Raw genomic sequence first — 20294 nt, 5'->3', positions numbered from 1 at the left:
ATGCAAGGGCATTTTAAGAAGAAAACAAAAGCAAAACAGGATATACCCACGGCGGCGCTACCCGACATTATCTTCATGCTCTTGTTCTTCTTTATGGTGACCACTCAGCTCAAACCTGAGCAGGTACTCGTAGAGCAAGAACTACCGCATGCAAGCCAGATACAGTCGATAGATGACCCCACCGTGGTGAGCTATGTGTACATCGGACCGCCTATCAACAAGGCCGCTTATGGTTCGGAGCCGCGTGTACAGGTGAACGATGTACTGCTTGAACCCAGTGCCATTGCCCCCTTGCTCTTGGAAGAGCAGGCAGCCCTGCCTTTGGAAAAGCGTGCAAAGATGATTGTATCGCTTAAAATAGATAAAGACGTGAAAATGGGGGTAGTGAGCGACGTGACCAATACCCTGCGCGACAATGAGCTGCGGATGGTATTGTTCAATGCGGTGAAAGCAAGTGCTTCTGAGCAATAAGAGCAGCTTTGCTATCAAATGGATAAAGGGAGCCGGATAAGGCTCCCTTTTTTTGTGAGGCTTTATTTGCCTTTTTCAAGCAAGTGTGCTTTCAAAAAGCGCAAGCTTTGTTCATAAGCCTGTGCCGTAGCTTCGCTTTGATAACGCGGGTTGCTTGGATTGGCAAAGGCGTGGTCGGCATCGTACAAATGCACCTCTACGGACTTGCCGGCCTCCTGCATCGCCTGTTCAAAAGTTTTTACCACTTCGGGGGTAATCCAGCGGTCTTGCTTGGCAAAGATGCCCAAGACAGGTGCCTGCAGCTCTTTGAGCTTTTCCACATTTTGCTCCGGCATGCCATAGTATATGATGCAAGCGCGTGCTTGCTTGCCCAGCATCAAGGCTGCCTGCATAGACCATCCGCCGCCAAAGCACCACCCGATGGTGGCTATGCGCGCTTTCTTGCCTGCATAGGCTGCGGCACCGCGAATGATTGCCCGGATGCGTGCCTCTTGAGCGTTTTGCATGAGCCGGGCCGCTTCCTCGCGTGTATCGGCTACTTTTCGATCGTAAAGGTCCAAAGCCAGAACGTTCACTTGTCCGTTCAGGTCGTGGTATAGCTTTTCGGCTTCTTTTTTGATATGGTCGTTGAGTCCCCACCATTCGTGAAAAACAAAGAGCCATAGGTGAGATCGACCTTTTGCCCGCAGCTCGTAGGCGTGGGCGGGCTGTCCACCGGCCACGGGAAAGGTGATGTCTTTTCCTATGTCGCTCACGTGCCGGTAAGGGCGCGGGTTTTCGTGCCGGCTGTTAAAGTTTTTGTCTGCGGCAAAAGCGGCAAAAGCACGGGTGGCGTCCAGACAGCAGCTGTGCGACTGGGCATAAAGCCAGCTGCTCAGCAAGCTCAAAAAGAGGGTTGTTAATATTCGCTGCATAACCTTATTATTTAGTTGAACGTAAGCAATTTAACGGATTTGGCTGAAAGTGGAAGTTTTTAAACGAAAATACTTGAGCTTATTCTATTCTTTTTATACCTTTGAATGGGGAGGTTTTGGTGTAGTTGATGGAAAAGCATAAGAAGGCACAATTTTTGAAGAGTTCTAAAAATTAAAAACAAGATGATGCGCACATTCTGTTTGATGTTTTTTTGCATTGCAAGTGCACTTTGGGGTGCCCAAGCGCAGCAAATCAATAGTGGCGGTAACTACTGGGCTATTTATGGAGGTTTGGGGGCAGCCAACTACTTTGGCGACTTGGCTCCGGATGATAACCCTGCCAGTACGAACATTTCATATACACGCCCCAGTGTGATGGCGGGCGTGGCACGGCGTTTCAACAGCCGCATGCAAGTGGAAGCGGAGTTTGATTACTTGCGCATCATGGCTTCGGACTTTCGTAATGCAGACCCCAACGATCAACAGCATAAATACCGCTATTTGCGCAATGCCAACTTCCGCAATGACGTATTTGAGTTGTCGGTGCGTTTGGCGGTAGATTTGCTGCCTTCCCGTGGATATTTTTACCGTCGGCCCATGTGGCGCCCTTATGCTTTTGTTGGGGTGGGGGCTTTTTATCATAACCCCAAAGGGATGACCCCCGATGGAAAGTGGGTGGCTCTGCAGCCCCTGCGTACCGAAGGGCAAGGACTCACCCCCCGCTATAATCCTGACCTGAAGTATCCTGATAAGCCTTATTCTTTGATTCAATTCTCGGTGCCTTTTGGGGCGGGTGTGCGTTATAAACTGACAGATAACTTGGATTTGAGCTTTGAGTTCGTATATCACTATACCTTTACCGATTATCTGGACGATGTAAGTGGCAACTATGCCGATCCGCGTGACCTCTTGGAGCAAGTGGGACCTTTAGCGGTGATTATGGCCAACCGCACCACCGAAACGGTGGACCCCATCACCGGCAAAACGCGTAATTTCCAGCCGGTAGCCGACTCCATAGGAGGGCTCACCACCGATGAGCTGGGCAACTCCACGGTGGTTGGCTTTGGGCGAGGCGGCGACCAGCGGGGCAACAGCAAGGAGTTGGATAAAATCATTACCGTGGGCTTTAAGCTGACGTATATTTTTGCCGGAAAGGTGCGTTGCCCTAAGTTTAGATGATAAGGTGCCGTTCAGCGGGTGCATGCCCGCTTGATGCTTTTGAATGACTTGGTATTAAAAAAATGAATGCGCTCTAATGCAAAAAGTAACTTTTCTGCTTCTTACGATATTCTTTGTGTTTGGCGCTGCTCTTTCTTATGGGCAGCGTCATGAGTTAGGTGCCGGTGTGGGAGTTTGGAACTACAAAGGCGAACTGGCGCCCTATATCAACTATCAATCGCCCCGTTTGGGTTTCTCTGTGTTGTGGCGGCAAAACTGGAATGAGGCTGTCTCTACCCGCCTTAGCGTTAGTCATGGGAGCATCGAGGCACATGACAGCGATTTGAATACCCCCTTGGCACGCCGTCGGCAATACAGCTTTCGCACGGAGTTGACCGAAGTGGCAGCTATTTTTGAGTATAACTTTTTCTACTATCGCAACCCCGGCCGTTTTCAGGGATGGAGTCCCTATCTGATGATGGGCGTAGCTGCTTTTCGTATGAACCCCCAGCAAAACTTGTCGCCCGATTATAGCCTTTACCAGATGTCGATACCTATGGGCGTAGGGATGAAGGTGGTTTTGGGCGAGCACTGGAATCTAAACGCAGAAGTGGGGGCACGTAAAACCTTTACAGACTATTTGGACGACCTCTACACCAACGACCGCCTGTTGCCGGCCCGCCCGGCGAAGTACTATACCGGCAACACCTACGATAAAGACTGGTACTTCTTTTCGGCAATTCATCTGACCTACACTTTTTATGCCAAGCCTTGCCCCTCTTTTTACAAGTTTTAAGAGCTAAGAGAATAAATGCAAGATTCTTGCTAAATTGCAGCCTCTAAAGCAGGAGTCTGAATGCAGGCTTATTCCAAAGAACAAAACGAATGGTTTCATTAGACGATATTAAAAAACAGGCGGTTCCTAAGCATATCGCCATTATTATGGATGGCAACGGGCGATGGGCAAAACAACGAGGGGCAGCCCGTGTGTTTGGTCATCAAAACGCAGTGGAGGCAGTGCGTGCCGTGGTGGAAGGATGTGGCGAAGCCGGTGTGGAATTCCTTACCCTTTACGCTTTTTCTACCGAAAATTGGGCACGCCCCCGGCAGGAGGTAAATGCCCTCATGAGCTTGTTGGTATCTACCATTCGCAAAGAGGTAAAAAAACTCAATGAGAACAATGTGCGCCTGAAGGCCATTGGGCAGTTGAGCGATTTGCCGCAAACAGCGCAACAAGAACTGCAAGATGCCATGGCTCTGACGGCTCAAAACAGCGGATTGACGCTGACCCTGGCTCTAAGCTACAGCGGACGCTGGGACCTTACGCAAGCCATGCGCCGCATGGCCGAAGATGTGCGTTATGGCCGTTTGGAGCCCGCCGCAGTCGATGCACAGACCATCAGCCGCTACCTTTCTACTTCTTTCATGCCCGAGCCCGAGTTGCTCATTCGCACCAGTGGCGAAATGCGTATCAGCAACTTTATGCTGTGGGAGCTGGCTTACACAGAGTTATATTTTACACCTATCTTATGGCCCGACTTCCGCAAACAACATTTGTTTGAAGCCATTCGTTCTTTTCAGCAGAGAGAACGGCGTTTTGGAAAAATCAGTGAACAAATAAAATCAGAATAATACAATGCAGCGTTTTTTGAAGAGTTTCCGGGTACTTGTGTGCCTATTGTTGCTGACAAACTTGGCGAATGCACAGAATCAATCCGGCGAGTACGTCATTGCAGGCATCAATATCAGTGGCGTCAAGTTTCTCGATAGCAACGCCCTACTCAACATGGCAGGCTTGAAAGTAGGCGATACCTTGGAAATTCCCGGCACACGCACGGCTACCGCAATTAAAAAATTATGGGATACGGGGCTTTTCGGCGATATTGAAATTACCGCCACCAAGTTCGAAGGCAATAAGGTTTATCTGAATCTTTATTTGCAGGAACGCCCCAGAGTATCGCGCATCCAATTTGAAGGTGTAAAGCGGGGCGATGCCGATAAACTGCAAGACAAAATCAAAGCAATTAAAGGGAAGATTATTTCTGACCCCTTGATAAAAAACGCTTTGATTACGGTAGAAAAATACTATAAAGACAAAGGCTTTTATGCCGTGAAGGTAGATGCCGTTCAGCAGAAAGATACTTTGCTTTCCAATAGCGTGATATTGAAACTGAAAGTAAACAGGGGCAAGAAGGTCAAAGCAGACGAAATTATTTTTGAGGGCAACGAAGCTGTATCGGACAAGCGTTTGCATCGCCGCATGAAGATCAAAGAAAAACGTTTCCCCCGTATTTTTACCTCGTCTAAGTTTGTGCCTAAAAAATACGAAGAAGACAAAAAGCGGATTATTAAGCTATATGGCAAAGAAGGTTATCGCGACGCACAGATACTGCAAGACTGCGTGTATTTTGTGAAGCCCAACCGCGTAAATATTTACATGAAAATACATGAAGGTCCTCAATATCACTACCGCAACATCACTTGGAAAGGCAACTTTGTATATTCCGATGAATACCTTTCGCAGGTGTTGGGCATCAAGAAAGGCGATATTTACGACCGTGAAGAGCTGGACAAGCGCCTGAACTTCAGCCTGACAGAGCAAGACATCAGCTCTTTGTATATGGATAACGGCTATCTCTTCTTCCGCATTACCCCTGTGGAAATCAAAGCGGAGGGCGACTCCATCGATATTGAAATGCGTATTTATGAAGGTCCGCAGGCTACCATCAATAGTATTTTCATCAGTGGTAATACCCGCACCAGTGATCACGTGATTTTGCGTGAGATACGTACCATACCGGGGCGTAAATTCAGCCGCCGCGATATTATACGTACAAACCAGGCGCTGAGCCAGTTGGGATACTTCGACCCCGAAAAGATACAGATAGAACCCATACCTCACTTGGAAACAGGAACTGTGGATATTAAATATACCGTAGAAGAAAAACCCAGTGACCAGCTGGAGTTGTCCGGTGGCTGGGGTGGTGGCATCGGCTTTGTAGGTACTGTGGGCGTGATTTTTAATAACTTCTCTTTGCGCAAAGCCGGTAAGCTGAGCAACTGGCATCCGGTGCCTGCCGGCGACGGGCAGCAGCTTGCTTTACGGATTCAAGCCAACGGACGTGCCTTTCAAACCTACTCTTTGACTTTCACCGAGCCATGGTTGGGCGGCAAAAAGCCCAATGCCTTTTCGGTCAACTTCAGCCACTCGGTGCAGCGTAGTGTGATTAACAATCGTGTGTTGGGGGGCTTGCAAGTAACCAGTGCTACCGTAAGCTTGGGGCGGCGTCTTAATTTCCCCGATGACTACTTTGTTTTGAGTAATGCCTTGAGCTTCCGGCAATACACCATCGACAATTACAATACCGGTTTGGGATATAACAACGGGGTTTCGCGTAGCATCACGCTGAGTACCACGCTGGCACGAAACAGCATCGACAACCCCACCTTCCCCCGCACCGGTTCGAATATTTCACTGAACGTAACCATGACACCGCCTTTTTCTTTGTTCGATGACATCGAAGGCAGAAAAAATTACGAAGCCCTTAGCCCGCAGGAGCGCTTCAAGTGGATAGAATACCACAAATGGATGATAGATGCCTCGTTTTTTACACCTATTGCCGGCAAGCTGGTATTGAACACGCGTGCCCACTTTGGTTTTCTGCAGACCTATAGCAAAGAAAACGGCGTGGGACCGTTCGAGCGTTTCATCTTAGGGGGAAGCGGTTTGTCGGGCTTCAATTTCTTGTTAGGTTCCGACATCATCGGCTTGCGTGGCTACAAAGACAACTCTATTATTCCGTTTTCTACGGGTGTGAATGCCGGCACAGGTGGAACTGTATTCTCTAAGTATGTGATGGAGTTGCGTTATCCGCTTTCATTGAACCCCGCCGCTACCATTTACGTACTGTCGTTTGTAGAAGCCGGCAACAACTGGGCAGATTTCGGACGCTTCAATCCTTTCATCATGTACCGCTCGGCAGGCTTTGGAGCACGTGTCCTGATGCCTGCTTTCGGCATGATCGGTATCGATTATGCCGTTGGCTTTGATGATGTGCCGGGGAACCCGGGCGCCAATGGCGGGCAGTTCCACTTTACCATAGGTCAACAAATACGATAAAGTATGGTTCGTTTATTTTGCTTCTTGCTCTTCTTTGCTTGTTTACATTCGGCACATGCACAAAAATTTGGTTTTGTAGATGTGAATTTCGTCTTGCGTAAAATGCCCGAGTACCAACAGGTACAGCAGGACTTCGACCGTTTTGTGCAGAGGGCTACACAAGAAATAGAAGCCAAGTTTCAAGAGGTAGAAGAGCTGAAGCGCAAATACAACAGCGAAGAGCTTTTGCTCACCGAAGACATGAAGCGCGAGCGCCTCGAGGAAATTGCACAAAAAGAGAAAGAAGCACGCGAGCTGCAGCAAAAAACTTTTGGCTATGAGGGGCTTATTTTCTTGAAAAAACAAGAGCTGCTGACACCCCTACGCGAAAAATTGAACAAAGCATTGGAACGTGTGGCGCGTCAGCATCAACTACAGGTTATCTATGATAAGTCCGGTGATTTTGTGGTGGTTTATTTAGACCCCCGTCATGATTACACCGACTACGTATTGGAAGAGTTGGGCTTGGGCGACCCGGAAGACAACCCTAAAGAAAATGCCAATCGTTAATTTTGTATATTTGGTACAGTTATTGGAATCTGTTTTAACCATGAATAAAAAAGGAAAATTTATGATGAAGAAGATTGTTGCATTGAGTGCTTTATGCTTTATGATGCTTGGTATCTCGACAGCCTTTGCGCAGCAAAAAATTGGCTATTTCGATCTGAACTATGTGTTGCCTCAGTTGCCCGACTTTAAAGTGGCGCAATCGGAGTTGCAAGCTTATCAAAGCAAGTTGGAAGAAGATTTCAAAGCCAAACAACAAGAGCTGCAAACCAAATACCAGAAGTACTTGAACGAAGGAGCATCTATGCCTGACCCTACGCGTCAAGCGCTGGAAAAAGAAATAGGCTCGTTGCAAGAGCAGCTGCAGGAGTTTCAAAACAGTGCGGCTGAATCTATTCAAAAGAAAGAGAACGCTTTGTTGGCACCTATTTACAAAAAAATAGAAGAGGCCATCGTGGCAGTAGCCAAAGAAAACGGTTATACCTATATTTTGCGCCGCGAAGCGCTGCTTTACGAGCCGGAAGATGGCACCGGCGACATTTCGGATTTGGTATTGAAAAAGCTGGGCGTAACTTCCGTAGAGTCAAAATAAAGAACATACAATGTAGTTTTTTATTCAAAAGAGGGTTTTATGCCCTCTTTTTTTTATATTTATAAAGACAAAAAACAATTAAAACTTTTATGACATTTGTCTTTATTTTACTGCTTGTGGCTCTGTTGCTGTTTCTGCTGGAAATATTCGTGATTCCGGGCACCAGCATTGCTGCTTTTTTGGCATTGATTAGCTGGGGAAGCGCCATCACACTGGCGTTCATGGAATCGCCGGAATGGGGGGCTGCCTTAACAGCTGCCAGTCTGCTGTTAGGCGGGCTGGGTATTCGCTATTTTCCCGCTTCACGTATTTTTAAGCGCTTTAGCTTAAAAGCTTCACTGCCCAGTGGAAAAGACACCCCTGCCGAAGTGCCGTCTTATACCGGTGCTGCCCGGGCCATTTCCGACCTGAAACCGTATGGACGTATTGAGTTGCCCAATGGCGAACAGCACGACGCCCGCTCGTTAAGTGGCTTCATACCTACCGGTAGCGAGGTGGAGGTAGTCAAAGCCGAAAAACAGTACTTCATTGTGAGAAAAGTAGCATCCAATAATCCACAGCTTAATTGATTGTCAACTATAAACCAAAACGAGTATTCATATGGAAACCCTTATTATTACAGCTGTTGCTATCGTCCTGTTTTTCATTTTCATGTCCTATTTCCCCATTAGTTTATGGATTACGGCACGGTTTTCCGGAGTAAACGTCGGGCTTTTGAACATGACCTTCATGCGTATCCGGCGGGTGCCGCCACGCGTGATTGTCGATGCCTTGATTACTGCCGAGAAAGCCGGACTGAAGGATATTACTGCCGATGCTTTGGAATCGCACTATTTGGCAGGTGGCAATGTGCAAAAGGTAATCAGTGCTTTGATTTCTGCCGATAAAGCCAATATAGAGCTTTCTTTTGAGCAGGCGGCAGCCATTGACCTTGCCGGGCGCGATGTGTTCGAGGCAGTGCAAATATCAGTGAACCCCAAGGTGATTACCACACCCAAGGTGGCAGCCATAGCCCAAGACGGCATTCAAGTGATAGCCGTTGCGCGGGTGACCGTGCGCGCCAACATTCGCCGGTTGATTGGGGGCGCCGGAGAAGACACCATCCTGGCGCGTGTGGGTGAAGGCATCGTTACTTCCATCGGTTCTTCTCAAAGCCATAAGGAAGTACTGGAAAACCCCGATAAGATTTCTAAGCTGGTGCTTTCCAAGGGGTTGGATGAAGGTACTGCCTTTGAAATTCTTTCTATAGACATTGCCGATATTGATGTGGGCGAAAACATAGGGGCTAAGTTGCAGGAAGACCAAGCTGAAGCTGATTTGAAAGTAGCAGAAGCCAAAGCCGAAGAACGTCGTGCCATGGCTATAGCCTTAGAGCAAGAAATGAAAGCCAAAGCGCAAGAGGCACGTGCGCAGGTGATAGCAGCCGAAGCCGAAATCCCGAAAGCCATTGCCGAGGCACTGCGCAATGGCAACATAGGTGTTATGGATTATTTACGCATGCAAAACATTCAAGCCGATACCAGTATGCGTAAAAGCATCGGCGGCAGCGATACGCCACGTGATAATGACAATAACCCTTATAACTAAAATTCCCTGTAGCCTTAATAAGAAAACAGTGAGAGCGCAGCCGTACAGTTGCGCTCTCTTCTTTTTATTATTGATAAACACCAAAAAACTTTTTACATGCCTGTTGGGACTATTGTAAGCGCACGCGCGGGTCGATAAGGGCATAGAGTATGTCGGCAAGAAAATTGATGACAACGAAAGTAGCCGCAATCACAATTGTAGCCCCCATGAGTACGGGTAAATCCAAGGTGCGTACGGCTTGTATGGTTTCATATCCCAGCCCCTTCCAGTCGAAAATAAGTTCTACGAAGAAGGCACCCGACATTAAAGAAGCCAACCAGTTCGAAACGGCCGTAATCACCGGGTTCAATGCATTGGGAAAGGCATGGCGCCAAATCACGCGGCGGCGCGACAACCCTTTGGCATAAGCCGTGCGGATATAATCTTGCGACAAGGCATCCAACATGGAACTACGTGTAAGCTGCACAATGATAGACAGGGGGCGAATCCCCAAGGTCAACGCCGGCAATATCAAATTTTGGAGTTGCAGTTGGCGCCCGTAATAGATGGTTTCTACCCAGAGGCTTCCGGTTCCATTCAAGCCGATATAGGGTCCGAGCTTATAGCCCAGATATAAAGAAATCAAGCTTGCCGATACGAAGGAAGGCATAGAGATACCGGCTACCGAGCCCCCGATAATCATGTTGTCAATCCACGAGTTGGCACGGGTGGCTGCCCATACGCCTAAGAAAATGCCCACCACCGTGGCAAACGCCATGGCTGCCAACGCCAAAATGAGGGTGAGCATCAGCTTGTCCAATATAAGCTCACTTACCAAGCGCTTGGTTTGGAAAGAGCGGCGCATATAGGGCATTTTGACCACCACCACCTGTTCACCTACGCTAAACAGCGGGGTATAATTGTATTTTTTGCGCTCTTCCGGTGTGTCGTGGTGCATAGATACGGGGGACAGGTCCCGCAAATAAAGATATAGTTGGGTGGGGAGCGGTTTGTCTAAGTCCCAGTTCGGCTTTGATGGCTTCTTTTGTCATGATATCGGTGCGTTGCCCGGCAATCATGCTTACAGGGTCACCCGGGAGTGCATAATAAAGCAGAAATACCACAATGACCACCCCAAACACAACAAGTATGCCTTCTGCCAAGTGCCTGACCACATAACGCCAGAGCACCGGGTTCACCAAATTGTAGCTTAAACCATAGCCTTTTCGTAATAAATTGCTTATCAATTTCATACACTCAATATAATTCTATCTGCACAAGTTATTGATTCAATATGTAGCGAAGCGAAGCCGGAAGGGCTCTGTATGACCATTTTCCGCGCACGTATCCGTCTTGCAATAGAAGGTAACCGGGATTGCTGCGCACCATGGTTTTGGCTACCGTGTGGTCTATGGAGGCAACAACCACATGATGCCAGCCGGCCTGTGCCAACAGCACTTCCAGTGCATCGGGCGAGGCAGCGCTCAATACACTTACTTTCACGCCGGAGTTTATCAACTCTTCTATGACCGGTTTCGCTTTCGAAAGTCTCTGAAGCAGCCTTTCATCATCGTTTACATCATGGATGACTACCAGGAAGCAAGTGCCTTGAAAAAGGCTGTCCGTAATGTCCGTATCACCTTGGTATGCACGGAAATCTGTGATTTTGGGAAGCGCTTCAGGGTTCAGCAGCTTCATGTCCACAAATGTATAGGTGGTATCGGTGGGATACTCTTGGAAGACGTATTGCTTGCCTTCCTTTTCCATGATATACTCATATTGAAAAGCTGCGGAGGGTTTCATCAGGGAAGGAATATGGTTGCCTACGCGATAGGGGCGGAAGTCCAATGGAGGCAGGTAAGCGATGGCATACCATGCCAATCCCACACTCAATGCAGCCGCTGTGAGGGTGATAACCAGTCCGCGCTTGGCGGTAGAGCTGCCCAGCTGCTTTCTGCGTAAAAAGAGATAGGCAATCAACAGCAGCAGCACTACGTCTTTTATGAACGACTCTTTGGGGGTAAGCTTGATGGCATCGCCAAAACAACCACAGTCCGTTACTTTGTTGAAATACCACGAGTAAAAAGTGAGAAAGGTGAAAAACACTATCATAGCCAACAGCGCACCGATGGCTTGGCGCCGCCGGTAACCACTAAGAAGCATCACGCCCAGCACTACTTCCAAAGAGCTAAGCAGCACCGAGAAAAAGAGTGCATAAGGAATCAGCGCTTCGAAGAAATGACTTGCCCGGTTTTCGTTGCCGGTGTGGGGGCGCACATCTTGTGCAAACACTTCGAAATACTCTTCCAATTTGATTTGGGTGCCTACCGGGTCATTGAGCTTGATAAGCCCCGAGAATATGAACAAGCCCCCTACCAGAATAATTGCCAGCCGGTCAATGTTTTTCATTTGCCTTGAGTTTTATTAAGCAAAATACCGCATAATTCAATATATCTTGATAATTGGCTTCCACGCCTTCCGATACCAGTGTTTGTCCCTGTTTGTCTTCTATTTGTTTGATGCGTAAAATCTTCATTAAAATGAGGTCGGTCATGGAGCTGACACGCATTTGCCGCCATGCTTCGCCGTAATCGTGGTTTTTGCGGCGCAGCAAATCCAAAGTGGCTGCCACTTGTTCGTCATATAAACGACTGACTGTTTCGTAATCCAAATGCAAGGGCGCATCGGCAGGTAGTGACAACTGAATAAGCGCCATCACACAGTAGTTGACAATACCGATAAACTCTTGGCTGATATCTTCGTCAATGGCCTGTGTGCCTTTTTCCTGAATGGAACGGATGCGTTTGGCTTTGATAAAAATTTGGTCGGTCAGAGAGCTGGGGCGCAAAATGCGCCATGCTGTACCATAATCATGATACTTCTTTTCAAAGAGTTTTTTACATTCTTTGATGATCTCTTTATATTCGCTTTCCGTGTGCCGGAAAGAAGTGTTTTCATCCTTGGACATACACCTAAGGTTCCCGGTCATTGTTCTTAAAGCATGATTTCTACGATTGTCAAAGATATGAATTTTTCAAAAACGCTTGGCGCTGTTTCGATACGTGGACGCCTAAAAACTTTTGAGCGCCCCCAGATTATGGCTATCTTGAACGTAACGCCCGACTCTTTCTTCGACGGGGGGCGCTATCACCGCATTGAGGAGGCGCTGCGGCGGGCTGAACGCGCGCTACAAGAGGGGGCTGATTGGATAGACGTGGGCGGATACTCTTCGCGCCCCGGTGCCGCAGATATCGAAGTGCCGGAGGAAATGCGGCGGGTGCTGCCTGTGGTGGAAGCACTGAAAAAAGAGTATGGCGAGGCAATATGTCTTTCGGCAGATACCTTTCGCGTAGAGGTGGCAGGTGCCGCATTGGAAGCTGGTGCCGATATGATTAACGACATCAGCGGAGGGAACGAAGCCATGTGGCGCCTGGTGGCCCGGCACCGGGTGCCCTATGTGATGATGCATATGCGCGGTACGCCACAAAACATGCAACAGCTGACCGACTATCCCGAAGGAGTGACTCTTGAGGTAGCGCGTTTCTTTTCAGAACGCATGGCGCAGTGCAGAGCGTGCGGAGTGCATGATGTGATACTGGATCCCGGTTTTGGTTTTGCCAAAACACTACAACAAAACTATGAGCTGTTGCGTAATTTATCATGGCTTGCTCAGTTCAATGCGCCCATTTTGGTAGGTGTTTCCCGTAAATCCATGATATACAAAGCGCTGGGGGTAACGCCCGCAGAGGCACTCAACGGAACCACTGCACTCAACTGCATGGCACTCTATGCCGGGGCATCAATTTTGCGGGTACATGACGTAAAAGAAGCCAAAGAAATTGTTACCTTATTAGAGCATTTGAAGTCGTCTTAAATTCAGAATTTCCGAAGAAAATATATGCTTTTACTGGCTGTTGGTTTTTTAGAAATAAAGTTTGTCCATATTCTCGACATTCTGTTGGTGGGCTTCCTTATCTTTCGCCTTTACAAACTGGTGAAAGGAAGTATTGCCGTGCCTATTTTACTGGGCGTTTTTTCTTTGTATATCGTTTATCTGATTGTCGATGCTTTGGGCTTGGAGTTGCTCAGCAGCATCTTGGGCCAGTTCTTGGGCGTGGGGGTGTTGGCAGCCATCGTCATCTTTCAGCCGGAAATTCGCAAATTCTTGCTTTTTATCGGGCGCAGCACTTTCAATAAGGAGCGCCCATGGGTATGGTGGCGCCCCAAGCAGGAGGTAGGGGTGGATTTAAGCGCCATACTGGATGCGGCCAAAGCCATGTCGGCTACCAACACAGGCGCCTTGATAGTGCTGAGCCGCAGCAATGACTTGAAATTTTATGCCGATACGGGCGACCGTCTGGATGCCCTACTCTCGAAGCGTTTGTTGTTGGCTATCTTTAATAAATACAGCCCCTTGCATGATGGTGCCGTAATTATAGGGCGCAACGGGCGCATTGTGGCGGCACGTTGCATTTTGCCCGTCACGGAAAATGACCAGGTGCCTGCGCAGTTGGGCTTGCGCCATCGTTCGGCAATAGGGCTTAGCGAAGTGAGTGATGCGGTAGTGTTGGTGGTTTCGGAAGAAACCGGGCAAATATCACTGGTTGTAGATGGAAAAATATACCGTGACATCACTTTGCAAGAGATGCGTAAAGTGTTGAAAGGCTTGCTAAGTAGCGGCAATTGGATAGAACGCTCGGTAGAGGAGTTGTTGGGTGAAGAGAAAAATGCCGTGTCGGCATGAGTTCGATTAGCGGTCGGGGACCGTGCTGCCTTCCAAGTCCTCGAAAGTAAACACCACTCGCTTGTGGGTGAGCTGCTCTAAAAAAGGACGTAACACAATTTCTGCACTTTCTTTGGTTTGTTCAAGCAGGCGGCTTTCGCGGGCTGCTTCTTCTATCTTTTCTTCGGCACTGCGGTAACCGGCTTCTATCAGCTTGGTTTTTTCCAAGGAGGAAAGCCATCCCACATTCACGTCATACACGCGCGAGCGCCGGTGATCTACTTTGACATAGCAAATTTCGGGTTTGGGCAGATGCATAATGATGGTGCTATCGTTTTCTACAATATCTTCTTTTTTGATTTTGCGGAGATCTATGCAGCCTACGGCTTCGCCGGTTATGATGAGTAGTGCACGGCTGTGCTCATATAAGCCCTGGCTAAGCAAAATACTTTCGAGCACACTCACTTCCGAAGGGGCTATCTCTACAATATCTTTGAGTTGATAGCGCACCAATTCAAGCTTTCCCATGCGGCTTACTTTCTCTACAATCAAGTCGTGCTGAGCCGTGAGCGGAACGTCGCCGGAGCTTTGCCATTGCCGGCGCACCAGTTCATACAGGGCAATGGCGGTAATCATGGAAAGCACAATAATGATGACTTGTCGCATGTTTGCTATACTTGGGTTGCTTTTATGTGAATATAAAGAAAAAAGCGGCACATCAACAGTGCCGCTTTTCTTTTCTTTCTTGTAAAAACTCTTTTTAAAGAAGATTTATACAATCAAAGAGCTACCTATCTCAACCAATTCTACTTCAAAGATAAGGTCTTTGCCTGCCAAGGGGTGGTTGGCATCGATGGTTACGCTATCTTCATTTATAGCGGTGATTACTGCGGGTATTTGACGCCCGTCAGCCAAGGTAACGCCTATTTGAGCGCCTGCTTCCATAGGAAAGCCCTCCGGAAGGTCTGCTTTCGGGAAGTCAGCAATCAACTGCGGAAGAGGATCGCCATAAGCTTCGTCTTTAGGTATGTTGATTACTTTCTTTTCGCCTACTTGCATGCCCAATACGCCGGCTTCAAAGCCGGGAATCATTTGTCCTTCGCCCAATTTGAACTCGAGGGGCTCGCGTCCTTCTGAGCTGTCGAATACTTCGCCATTAGTTAGTTTGCCTGTGTAGTGTACTTTCACTACATCGCCATTTTGTGCTGTACGCATAATCAAATGAAAATTTGAATAGATAATTGAATTAGAATTACAAATATACAAAAAATATTAACAGATACAGATATTTGCTGCCAAGCCTCATGAAGAAAAAAGGCGTTTCCTTTGAGCTTATAATCAAGCCCTAAGCGAATTGGATGCCGATTAATCGACAAGCAGCTGTTTTATCTCTTTTGATTCTGTATAATCTGCAGCTGTTTTTCCCGATGAGTCTTTGAGGGTCTTGTCAGCACCTTTTTGCAATAAATATTCTATCAGGGCTTTGTCTTCTCGCAGCGCAGCATACATTAGAGCGCTACGTCCATCGTAATCGGTATCGTTGGGATTGGCGCCCCCTTTCTCGATAAGCAAACGTACGATTGATAGTGGGTCATAGCTCTTCCAGATAGCCATGAGCAGAGGCGTATAGCCTTCGATATTGTCCACCTGGGTAATGGCGCCTTGTTCGAGGAGGAACTCGATGAACGGAAGGCTGCTGTTCATTACGGCTACCATAAGTGGGGTTTCGCGATTCCAGTTTTCGAGGTTTACATCTGCGCCTAAGGATACTAAGAGTTGGGCAATTGGCAGATTGTCCATTTGGATTGCCAAAGTCAGAGGCTGCACATCTACACTGTCCAGTCCGTTGGGGTCCATCCCGTCTTCTATAAGAGATTTAACCAGTCCGGGCATATTTTCTTCTATGGCACGGTTGAGCGGACTGCTTTCATAAGCAGACTCTGTAATTTCGATTACTTCAACTCGAAGACCAAGTCTTTGCCTGCCAAGGGGTGGTTAGCATCGATGGTTACACTATCTTCGTTATGGCAGTGACAATGCCGGAGACTTGACGCCCGTCTGCCAAAGTAATGAGTACTTTTATTCCTTCCTGTATAGGAAAGCCCGCCGGAAGATCACTTTTCGGGAGGTTCGTAATCAATTGGGGAAGCAGGTCGCCGTAAGCTTCATCCTTCGGTACCTTAAATGCTTTCTTTTCGCCTACTTGCATGCCCAATATACCGGCTTCAAAGCCGGGAATCACTTGTTTTGCGCCTAATCTGAATTCGATAGGCTTATGTCCTTCCGAGCTGTCGAATACTTCACCATTAGTTAGTTTGCCTGTATAGTGAACTTTCACTATATCGCCTTTTTGTGCTGTGCGCATAATGAAATCAAAGTTTAGTGAATATCATAAAAATACAAAAAAGCATTGACAAAACTGCCTCTTTTTCGACAATAAATACACAGTATTTTACTAACAATTTTTTAACATAACATTAATGCTTTGTTGAAGATGCAGGCAAATGAAGTCTGTAGTTTTGCAGCATTTGTAATACCTAAAAAACAAATGCTTATGCGACTTTTTACACTTTATTTGTCTGCACTCTTGATAGGGCTTGTATCTGCCTGCACCGGTCCGGCTGCTCCCATGCCGGGACAAGAGACTGCCTACAGCACGCCCAAACGCGAAGACAACATGGCCTTGGGCAATCCCAGTGGTGCCGGCACCGCCCATCACAACTACCTGATCAAGCGTCCGCAGTATGCTATGTCATACCACCGGTACAGAGCTACGCCCAACTGGGTGAGTTGGCACCTGAACAAAGCATGGTTGGGCAGTACACCGCGGCAGAACGACTTCCGCACCGATACCTCTTTGCCGTCTTACTGGTATCGTGTCAGCCCCAATGATTACAAATACACCGGCTTCGACCGGGGGCACTTGTGTCCTTCGGGCGACCGCACGGCCAGTGTGGAAGACAACTCAGCCACCTTTTTGATGAGCAACATGGTGCCGCAAGCCCCCAACAACAACCGTCAGACCTGGGAACAGCTTGAAATTTATTGCCGTCGCTTGGTAGATGATGGCTATGAGCTGTATATCATTGCCGGCAACCGCGGAACCGGGGGCGAAGGCAGCAATGGTTATGCACGCACCATTGCCAATGGCAATATTACGGTGCCTGCTTACCTGTGGAAGGTGATTGTGGTTTTGCCTGAGGGAACCAATGACCTGAGCCGCATCAATACTTCCACGCGCACCATTGCCGTGATTATGCCCAACACGCAAGATGTAAACCAAAAACCATGGACAGATTACCGCGTTTCTATTCGCGAAGTGGAACAGCTGACCGGCTACAACTTCCTGTCGAATGTGCCGCAGTGGATTCAAGATGTAATAGAAACACGGGTAGATAACCAATATGTGGCACCGGAAGAATATGCCCCCACTTTCTAAAATGCCCCTTCTTTTAAAAATATATTAACCTTGATTCGCTCGCACGACATCTCATCATAGGTTAAAAGCTAAGCCCCTTTGCATTGCGAAGGGGCTTACTTTCTTTTTGGGTATTCAGTAATGCAAATCCGGTGAGCTTTGTAAGGACGGAATGAGCAAAAACAAGCAAAAATTACCATCGCTGTTTTTTTACCACAGAGCACACGGAGTGGCCCGGAGGAAAACTATTGTGTATTCTCTGTGTTTCTCTGTGCCCTCTGTGGTTTATTTTTTTTGGTATTACTAATCTGATAAAGGTATTTATGTAAAGAATGTTACCATCGCTGTTTTTTACCACAGAGCACACGGAGCGGCCCGGAGGGGAATCATTGTATATTCTCTGTGTTTCTCTGTGCCCTCTGTGGTTTATTTTTTTTGGTATTACTAATCTGATAAAGGTATTTATGTAAAGAATGTTACCATCGCTGTTTTTTTACCACAGAGCACACGGAGCGGCCCGGAGGAAAATCATTGTATATTCTCTGTGTTTCTCTGTGCCCTCTGTGGTTTGTTTTATTCAATAAAGCTTTTAATGTTAAAATGGCATGGTGCTTTATCTATACTTTGCAACAATACCTTTTTACATTTCGCCTAAAAAGCACCAAAACAGCTGTTTGAGCGTTGTAAGTGTTGAGTATATTGAACCAAAACAAGCGTCCATGAACTGAAATTATTAAGAAAAAGCGATTTGCTTTATTTGGCAGCTGCTGTTGCTCTTTTTTTGTTGGTGCCTGCTGTTGCCATGCTATTCACTGATGCGGTGCGCTGGTCTTTCTTCGATTTTGTGGTAGCAGCCCTGTTGCTGTCTTTGGCAGGTAGTGCGGTGTTGCTCATTCGCCGCTTGGTTCATTCAGTCACTTGGCGTGTGGCGGGCATGGTGTTGGTTTTGTTGTTGCTTCTTCTGCTATGGGTAGAGCTGGCAGTGGGCATCTTTGGCAGCCCATGGGCAGGCAGTTGACACTAAGGCAGCGCATCATGAAGTGCCGCACGCACAAAAGCACCGGAACGCAGCGCATAAATGACGCTAAGCTCGTCCATAAGGCTGCTTTCTTCTATCAGGAAACGCAAAATCTGCTGTGGCGGCAGTTGTAAAAAAAGCTTACTGAAGAGTGCATCGCCTTCCATACGCTTATGGAAAAGAACATCCAGAAATATGCGGTCGTAGCGGTGGAAGCGCCATGGCGGGCGGTAATCGGGCGGGGTTTGCCCGCGGGCAAGTGCCGCAATGATTTGCTTGCAGTGTTTCTGAATAAACAGAAAGGCATAGCCACTGCTTCCTTTGGCACAACCGGCAGCCGTACCTATGGGCACAAGCGCCCCCTTCGTGTGCCGGAAGCCTTGAGCCGCCATGGGAATCACGCCAAACTCTTCTTCTTTGATTTCGAAGCCCGGCAGTTCCCCGTAGTGTTGCTCTATGTATTGCTTCAGTTGGTGGTCATAAGCAGCGGGCGGAAGCAACGCCTTGCCAAAGACCGTAAATTCCACGAGCGCTTCGGTGGGCGAAAAAGGCAGTATGTACATAAAACGGCTTTCGCCGGCTTGTTCAATACGAAAGTCCATCAAGGTGGCGGTGCTTGCGTCGAAGCAGGGACGCTTACTGCGCAGTACATAACCTTTGAAATGCTGTAGCAGAAAAGGGTAGGGCAGTTCTGCGGGCTTTTGTGGCAGACGGTAGCGGCTATCGAAAATCCATTGAGCCTGAAACCGCCTGCCGTCGCTCAGGCGGACTTCACCGGCAGGTGTTGCTTCTGCCACCTCGCCCACACAGAACTCTACGGCAGGTGCCAAATGCTCAAAGCAATAACGGTAAAAGTCGATACCCCGAATCATGTAGTAGCGGAAAGGGGCAATGGAAAAACTACGGCTGCCATATTGGCTGTGAAAGGCAAGCTGTTGCCATTGGCGGTAAACGATTTCCTGAAATGGGGGGGTGCCGGTGGTCCAGAAGCACCAGGTACGGTCGTTCTGCTCTTTTTTTTGGTTGTCTATAAGCAAAACGCGCTTTTGGCACAAGGCAGGATGCCGCGACAGCTCATAGGCAAGGCTTAAACCTGCCGCTCCGGCACCAATGATGATATAGTCGTAGCTTTTAGCCATTTTACCCTTTGGGGAAGTAGAGTATTTTTTTCGTTTCGAAGAATTCCTCTTCGAAGAATTCCGACAACTCGAAAACCTTGTAGCGCTTGCGTCTGAGCTCTTGAAGCTCTTCGCTCAGGTCGCCCCCTTTCAATAAAAACCAACCGTTCTTGAATTTGTTGAAACTGTTGGGCAGAATTTTACTTTGTGTCCAGTTGTATATTTTTTTGGCGGGGGCTACTGCACGGCTCACCACAAAGTCCACTTCCACATCCACTTTTTCGGCGCGGTTGTGGTGAGTGGTTACGTTGTCCAGCTGCAAAGCTTCGGCTATGTGCTGCACGGCATTGATTTTCTTGCCAATGGAATCTACCAGGTGAAACTCTACCTTGGGAAACATGATGGCCAGCGGAATGCCGGGAAAGCCGCCGCCGGTGCCTACGTCCATGAGGGCGGTCATCGATTTGAATTGAATGACACGGGCAATGGCCAGAGAGTGCAAGATATGGCGCTCATACAGGTGGTCAATATCTTTGCGCGAAACCAAATTGATTTTGGCATTCCACTCGCGATAAAGTGGCTCAAGTGCTTCGAAGCGGCTGCGCTGCAGGCTGTCTATTTCGGGAAAATATTTTGTAATCAATTCCATG

General features: G+C 47.9%; 24 protein-coding genes. 13 read left to right on the top strand and 11 right to left on the bottom strand.

Annotated elements, in window-relative coordinates; genetic code table 11:
- Positions 1-471 carry a biopolymer transporter ExbD gene (locus tag QVE43_RS05240; protein WP_038031965.1) on the top strand — a complete coding sequence of 157 codons (471 nt, stop codon included), beginning with the start codon at positions 1-3 and terminating at the stop codon, positions 469-471.
- 62 nt (positions 472-533) lie between these two features.
- Here the strand turns inward: QVE43_RS05240 and QVE43_RS05235 are convergent, their stop codons facing one another.
- Positions 534-1385 carry a dienelactone hydrolase family protein gene (locus tag QVE43_RS05235; protein ID WP_288004909.1) on the bottom strand — a complete coding sequence of 284 codons (852 nt, stop codon included), beginning with the start codon at positions 1383-1385 and terminating at the stop codon, positions 534-536.
- 183 nt (positions 1386-1568) lie between these two features.
- Between QVE43_RS05235 and QVE43_RS05230 the strand changes: the two genes are divergently transcribed.
- The 8 genes from QVE43_RS05230 (at position 1569) to floA (ending at position 9388) form a co-directional block, all read left to right on the top strand.
- Positions 1569-2564 carry an outer membrane beta-barrel protein gene (locus QVE43_RS05230; protein WP_288004907.1) on the top strand — a complete coding sequence of 332 codons (996 nt, stop codon included), beginning with the start codon at positions 1569-1571 and terminating at the stop codon, positions 2562-2564.
- A 76-nt stretch (positions 2565-2640) separates the two neighbouring features.
- Positions 2641-3339 carry a DUF6089 family protein gene (locus QVE43_RS05225; RefSeq protein ID WP_051633313.1) on the top strand — a complete coding sequence of 233 codons (699 nt, stop codon included), beginning with the start codon at positions 2641-2643 and terminating at the stop codon, positions 3337-3339.
- A gap of 89 nt (positions 3340-3428) precedes the next feature.
- Positions 3429-4175 (top strand): isoprenyl transferase, encoded by a 747-nt coding sequence (locus tag QVE43_RS05220; RefSeq protein WP_038031960.1) that lies wholly within the window; start codon positions 3429-3431, stop codon positions 4173-4175.
- Between the two features lie 4 nt (positions 4176-4179).
- Entirely contained in the window at positions 4180-6663 is a 2484-nt protein-coding gene (gene bamA / locus QVE43_RS05215; protein WP_288004903.1) for an outer membrane protein assembly factor BamA, read from the top strand.
- Positions 6664-6666: 3 nt separating this feature from the next.
- Entirely contained in the window at positions 6667-7212 is a 546-nt protein-coding gene (locus QVE43_RS05210) for an OmpH family outer membrane protein (RefSeq protein ID WP_288004901.1), read from the top strand.
- Between the two features lie 61 nt (positions 7213-7273).
- Positions 7274-7801, top strand: a complete 528-nt coding sequence (locus QVE43_RS05205; RefSeq protein ID WP_051633312.1) for an OmpH family outer membrane protein — start codon at positions 7274-7276, stop codon at positions 7799-7801.
- Between the two features lie 89 nt (positions 7802-7890).
- Positions 7891-8370, top strand: a complete 480-nt coding sequence (locus QVE43_RS05200; protein ID WP_288004899.1) for an NfeD family protein — start codon at positions 7891-7893, stop codon at positions 8368-8370.
- A gap of 31 nt (positions 8371-8401) precedes the next feature.
- On the top strand, positions 8402-9388 hold the full coding sequence (floA, locus tag QVE43_RS05195) for a flotillin-like protein FloA (protein ID WP_288004897.1): 987 nt from the start codon (positions 8402-8404) through the stop codon (positions 9386-9388).
- A gap of 109 nt (positions 9389-9497) precedes the next feature.
- Here floA and QVE43_RS05190 read toward each other — a convergent pair whose 3' ends face one another.
- The 4 genes from QVE43_RS05190 to QVE43_RS05180 are packed head-to-tail and all read right to left on the bottom strand — an operon-like array spanning position 9498 to position 12335.
- Entirely contained in the window at positions 9498-10349 is an 852-nt protein-coding gene (locus tag QVE43_RS05190; RefSeq protein ID WP_308445305.1) for an ABC transporter permease, read from the bottom strand.
- Entirely contained in the window at positions 10270-10620 is a 351-nt protein-coding gene (locus tag QVE43_RS12520) for a hypothetical protein (RefSeq protein WP_308445304.1), read from the bottom strand. Before QVE43_RS12520 ends, QVE43_RS05190 begins: the two co-directional genes overlap by 80 nt.
- A 28-nt stretch (positions 10621-10648) precedes the next feature.
- Positions 10649-11776, bottom strand: a complete 1128-nt coding sequence (locus QVE43_RS05185) for a BT_3928 family protein (RefSeq protein WP_288004895.1) — start codon at positions 11774-11776, stop codon at positions 10649-10651.
- Positions 11763-12335, bottom strand: coding sequence for a DUF1599 domain-containing protein (locus QVE43_RS05180; protein WP_038031947.1), 573 nt, complete (start codon positions 12333-12335; stop codon positions 11763-11765). The genes QVE43_RS05185 and QVE43_RS05180 overlap by 14 nt, the downstream gene beginning before the upstream one ends.
- A 57-nt stretch (positions 12336-12392) precedes the next feature.
- On the opposite strand from QVE43_RS05180, the gene folP reads away from it, so the two are divergent.
- Both folP and cdaA read left to right on the top strand, forming a co-directional pair.
- Positions 12393-13241, top strand: coding sequence for a dihydropteroate synthase (folP, locus tag QVE43_RS05175; RefSeq protein ID WP_288004893.1), 849 nt, complete (start codon positions 12393-12395; stop codon positions 13239-13241).
- A 24-nt stretch (positions 13242-13265) separates the two neighbouring features.
- The gene (cdaA, locus tag QVE43_RS05170) at positions 13266-14111 is read left to right on the top strand and encodes a diadenylate cyclase CdaA (RefSeq protein ID WP_038031941.1); all 846 of its coding nucleotides are present in this window, start codon (positions 13266-13268) and stop codon (positions 14109-14111) included.
- Positions 14112-14117: 6 nt separating this feature from the next.
- Here the strand turns inward: cdaA and QVE43_RS05165 are convergent, their stop codons facing one another.
- From QVE43_RS05165 to QVE43_RS05150, 4 genes are all read right to left on the bottom strand, one after another.
- Positions 14118-14756, bottom strand: a complete 639-nt coding sequence (locus QVE43_RS05165; RefSeq protein WP_288004891.1) for a DUF4230 domain-containing protein — start codon at positions 14754-14756, stop codon at positions 14118-14120.
- 105 nt (positions 14757-14861) lie between these two features.
- Positions 14862-15305: a peptidylprolyl isomerase gene (locus QVE43_RS05160; RefSeq protein WP_038032027.1), complete on the bottom strand. Its 444-nt coding sequence runs from the start codon at positions 15303-15305 to the stop codon at positions 14862-14864.
- Between the two features lie 150 nt (positions 15306-15455).
- Entirely contained in the window at positions 15456-16037 is a 582-nt protein-coding gene (locus QVE43_RS05155; protein ID WP_374758345.1) for an ankyrin repeat domain-containing protein, read from the bottom strand.
- 61 nt (positions 16038-16098) lie between these two features.
- Positions 16099-16455: a peptidylprolyl isomerase gene (locus QVE43_RS05150; RefSeq protein WP_288004887.1), complete on the bottom strand. Its 357-nt coding sequence runs from the start codon at positions 16453-16455 to the stop codon at positions 16099-16101.
- 189 nt (positions 16456-16644) lie between these two features.
- On the opposite strand from QVE43_RS05150, the gene QVE43_RS05145 reads away from it, so the two are divergent.
- Both QVE43_RS05145 and QVE43_RS05140 read left to right on the top strand, forming a co-directional pair.
- Positions 16645-17529 carry a DNA/RNA non-specific endonuclease gene (locus tag QVE43_RS05145; protein WP_288004885.1) on the top strand — a complete coding sequence of 295 codons (885 nt, stop codon included), beginning with the start codon at positions 16645-16647 and terminating at the stop codon, positions 17527-17529.
- Positions 17530-18265: 736 nt separating this feature from the next.
- Entirely contained in the window at positions 18266-18526 is a 261-nt protein-coding gene (locus tag QVE43_RS05140) for a hypothetical protein (protein ID WP_288004883.1), read from the top strand.
- A 2-nt stretch (positions 18527-18528) separates the two neighbouring features.
- Here the strand turns inward: QVE43_RS05140 and QVE43_RS05135 are convergent, their stop codons facing one another.
- A complete protein-coding gene (locus QVE43_RS05135) occupies positions 18529-19665 on the bottom strand; it encodes a lycopene cyclase family protein (protein WP_288004881.1) in 1137 nt (378 codons plus the stop codon).
- 1 nt (position 19666) lies between these two features.
- Entirely contained in the window at positions 19667-20293 is a 627-nt protein-coding gene (gene rsmG, locus QVE43_RS05130) for a 16S rRNA (guanine(527)-N(7))-methyltransferase RsmG (protein ID WP_288004880.1), read from the bottom strand.
- Position 20294: the final 1 nt, after the last annotated feature.

Source organism: Thermonema sp. (assembly GCF_026003375.1).
In the GTDB taxonomy this organism is placed as follows: domain Bacteria; phylum Bacteroidota; class Bacteroidia; order Cytophagales; family Thermonemataceae; genus Thermonema; species Thermonema rossianum.
This window is presented reverse-complemented; position numbering and strand designations above follow the sequence as displayed.

What these genes read in the sequence shown, in the direction of transcription:
- QVE43_RS05240 (WP_038031965.1), top strand. Translation starts at nt 1, where the DNA reads ATGCAAGGGCATTTTAAGAAGAAAACAAAAGCAAAACAGGATATACCC.
- QVE43_RS05235 (WP_288004909.1), bottom strand. Translation starts at nt 1,385, where the DNA reads ATGCAGCGAATATTAACAACCCTCTTTTTGAGCTTGCTGAGCAGCTGG.
- QVE43_RS05230 (WP_288004907.1), top strand. Translation starts at nt 1,569, where the DNA reads ATGATGCGCACATTCTGTTTGATGTTTTTTTGCATTGCAAGTGCACTT.
- QVE43_RS05225 (WP_051633313.1), top strand. Translation starts at nt 2,641, where the DNA reads ATGCAAAAAGTAACTTTTCTGCTTCTTACGATATTCTTTGTGTTTGGC.
- QVE43_RS05220 (WP_038031960.1), top strand. Translation starts at nt 3,429, where the DNA reads ATGGTTTCATTAGACGATATTAAAAAACAGGCGGTTCCTAAGCATATC.
- bamA (WP_288004903.1), top strand. Translation starts at nt 4,180, where the DNA reads ATGCAGCGTTTTTTGAAGAGTTTCCGGGTACTTGTGTGCCTATTGTTG.
- QVE43_RS05210 (WP_288004901.1), top strand. Translation starts at nt 6,667, where the DNA reads ATGGTTCGTTTATTTTGCTTCTTGCTCTTCTTTGCTTGTTTACATTCG.
- QVE43_RS05205 (WP_051633312.1), top strand. Translation starts at nt 7,274, where the DNA reads ATGATGAAGAAGATTGTTGCATTGAGTGCTTTATGCTTTATGATGCTT.
- QVE43_RS05200 (WP_288004899.1), top strand. Translation starts at nt 7,891, where the DNA reads ATGACATTTGTCTTTATTTTACTGCTTGTGGCTCTGTTGCTGTTTCTG.
- floA (WP_288004897.1), top strand. Translation starts at nt 8,402, where the DNA reads ATGGAAACCCTTATTATTACAGCTGTTGCTATCGTCCTGTTTTTCATT.
- QVE43_RS12520 (WP_308445304.1), bottom strand. Translation starts at nt 10,620, where the DNA reads ATGAAATTGATAAGCAATTTATTACGAAAAGGCTATGGTTTAAGCTAC.
- QVE43_RS05185 (WP_288004895.1), bottom strand. Translation starts at nt 11,776, where the DNA reads ATGAAAAACATTGACCGGCTGGCAATTATTCTGGTAGGGGGCTTGTTC.
- QVE43_RS05180 (WP_038031947.1), bottom strand. Translation starts at nt 12,335, where the DNA reads ATGTCCAAGGATGAAAACACTTCTTTCCGGCACACGGAAAGCGAATAT.
- folP (WP_288004893.1), top strand. Translation starts at nt 12,393, where the DNA reads ATGAATTTTTCAAAAACGCTTGGCGCTGTTTCGATACGTGGACGCCTA.
- cdaA (WP_038031941.1), top strand. Translation starts at nt 13,266, where the DNA reads ATGCTTTTACTGGCTGTTGGTTTTTTAGAAATAAAGTTTGTCCATATT.
- QVE43_RS05165 (WP_288004891.1), bottom strand. Translation starts at nt 14,756, where the DNA reads ATGCGACAAGTCATCATTATTGTGCTTTCCATGATTACCGCCATTGCC.
- QVE43_RS05160 (WP_038032027.1), bottom strand. Translation starts at nt 15,305, where the DNA reads ATGCGTACAGCACAAAATGGCGATGTAGTGAAAGTACACTACACAGGC.
- QVE43_RS05150 (WP_288004887.1), bottom strand. Translation starts at nt 16,455, where the DNA reads ATGCGCACAGCACAAAAAGGCGATATAGTGAAAGTTCACTATACAGGC.
- QVE43_RS05145 (WP_288004885.1), top strand. Translation starts at nt 16,645, where the DNA reads ATGCGACTTTTTACACTTTATTTGTCTGCACTCTTGATAGGGCTTGTA.
- QVE43_RS05135 (WP_288004881.1), bottom strand. Translation starts at nt 19,665, where the DNA reads ATGGCTAAAAGCTACGACTATATCATCATTGGTGCCGGAGCGGCAGGT.
- rsmG (WP_288004880.1), bottom strand. Translation starts at nt 20,293, where the DNA reads ATGGAATTGATTACAAAATATTTTCCCGAAATAGACAGCCTGCAGCGC.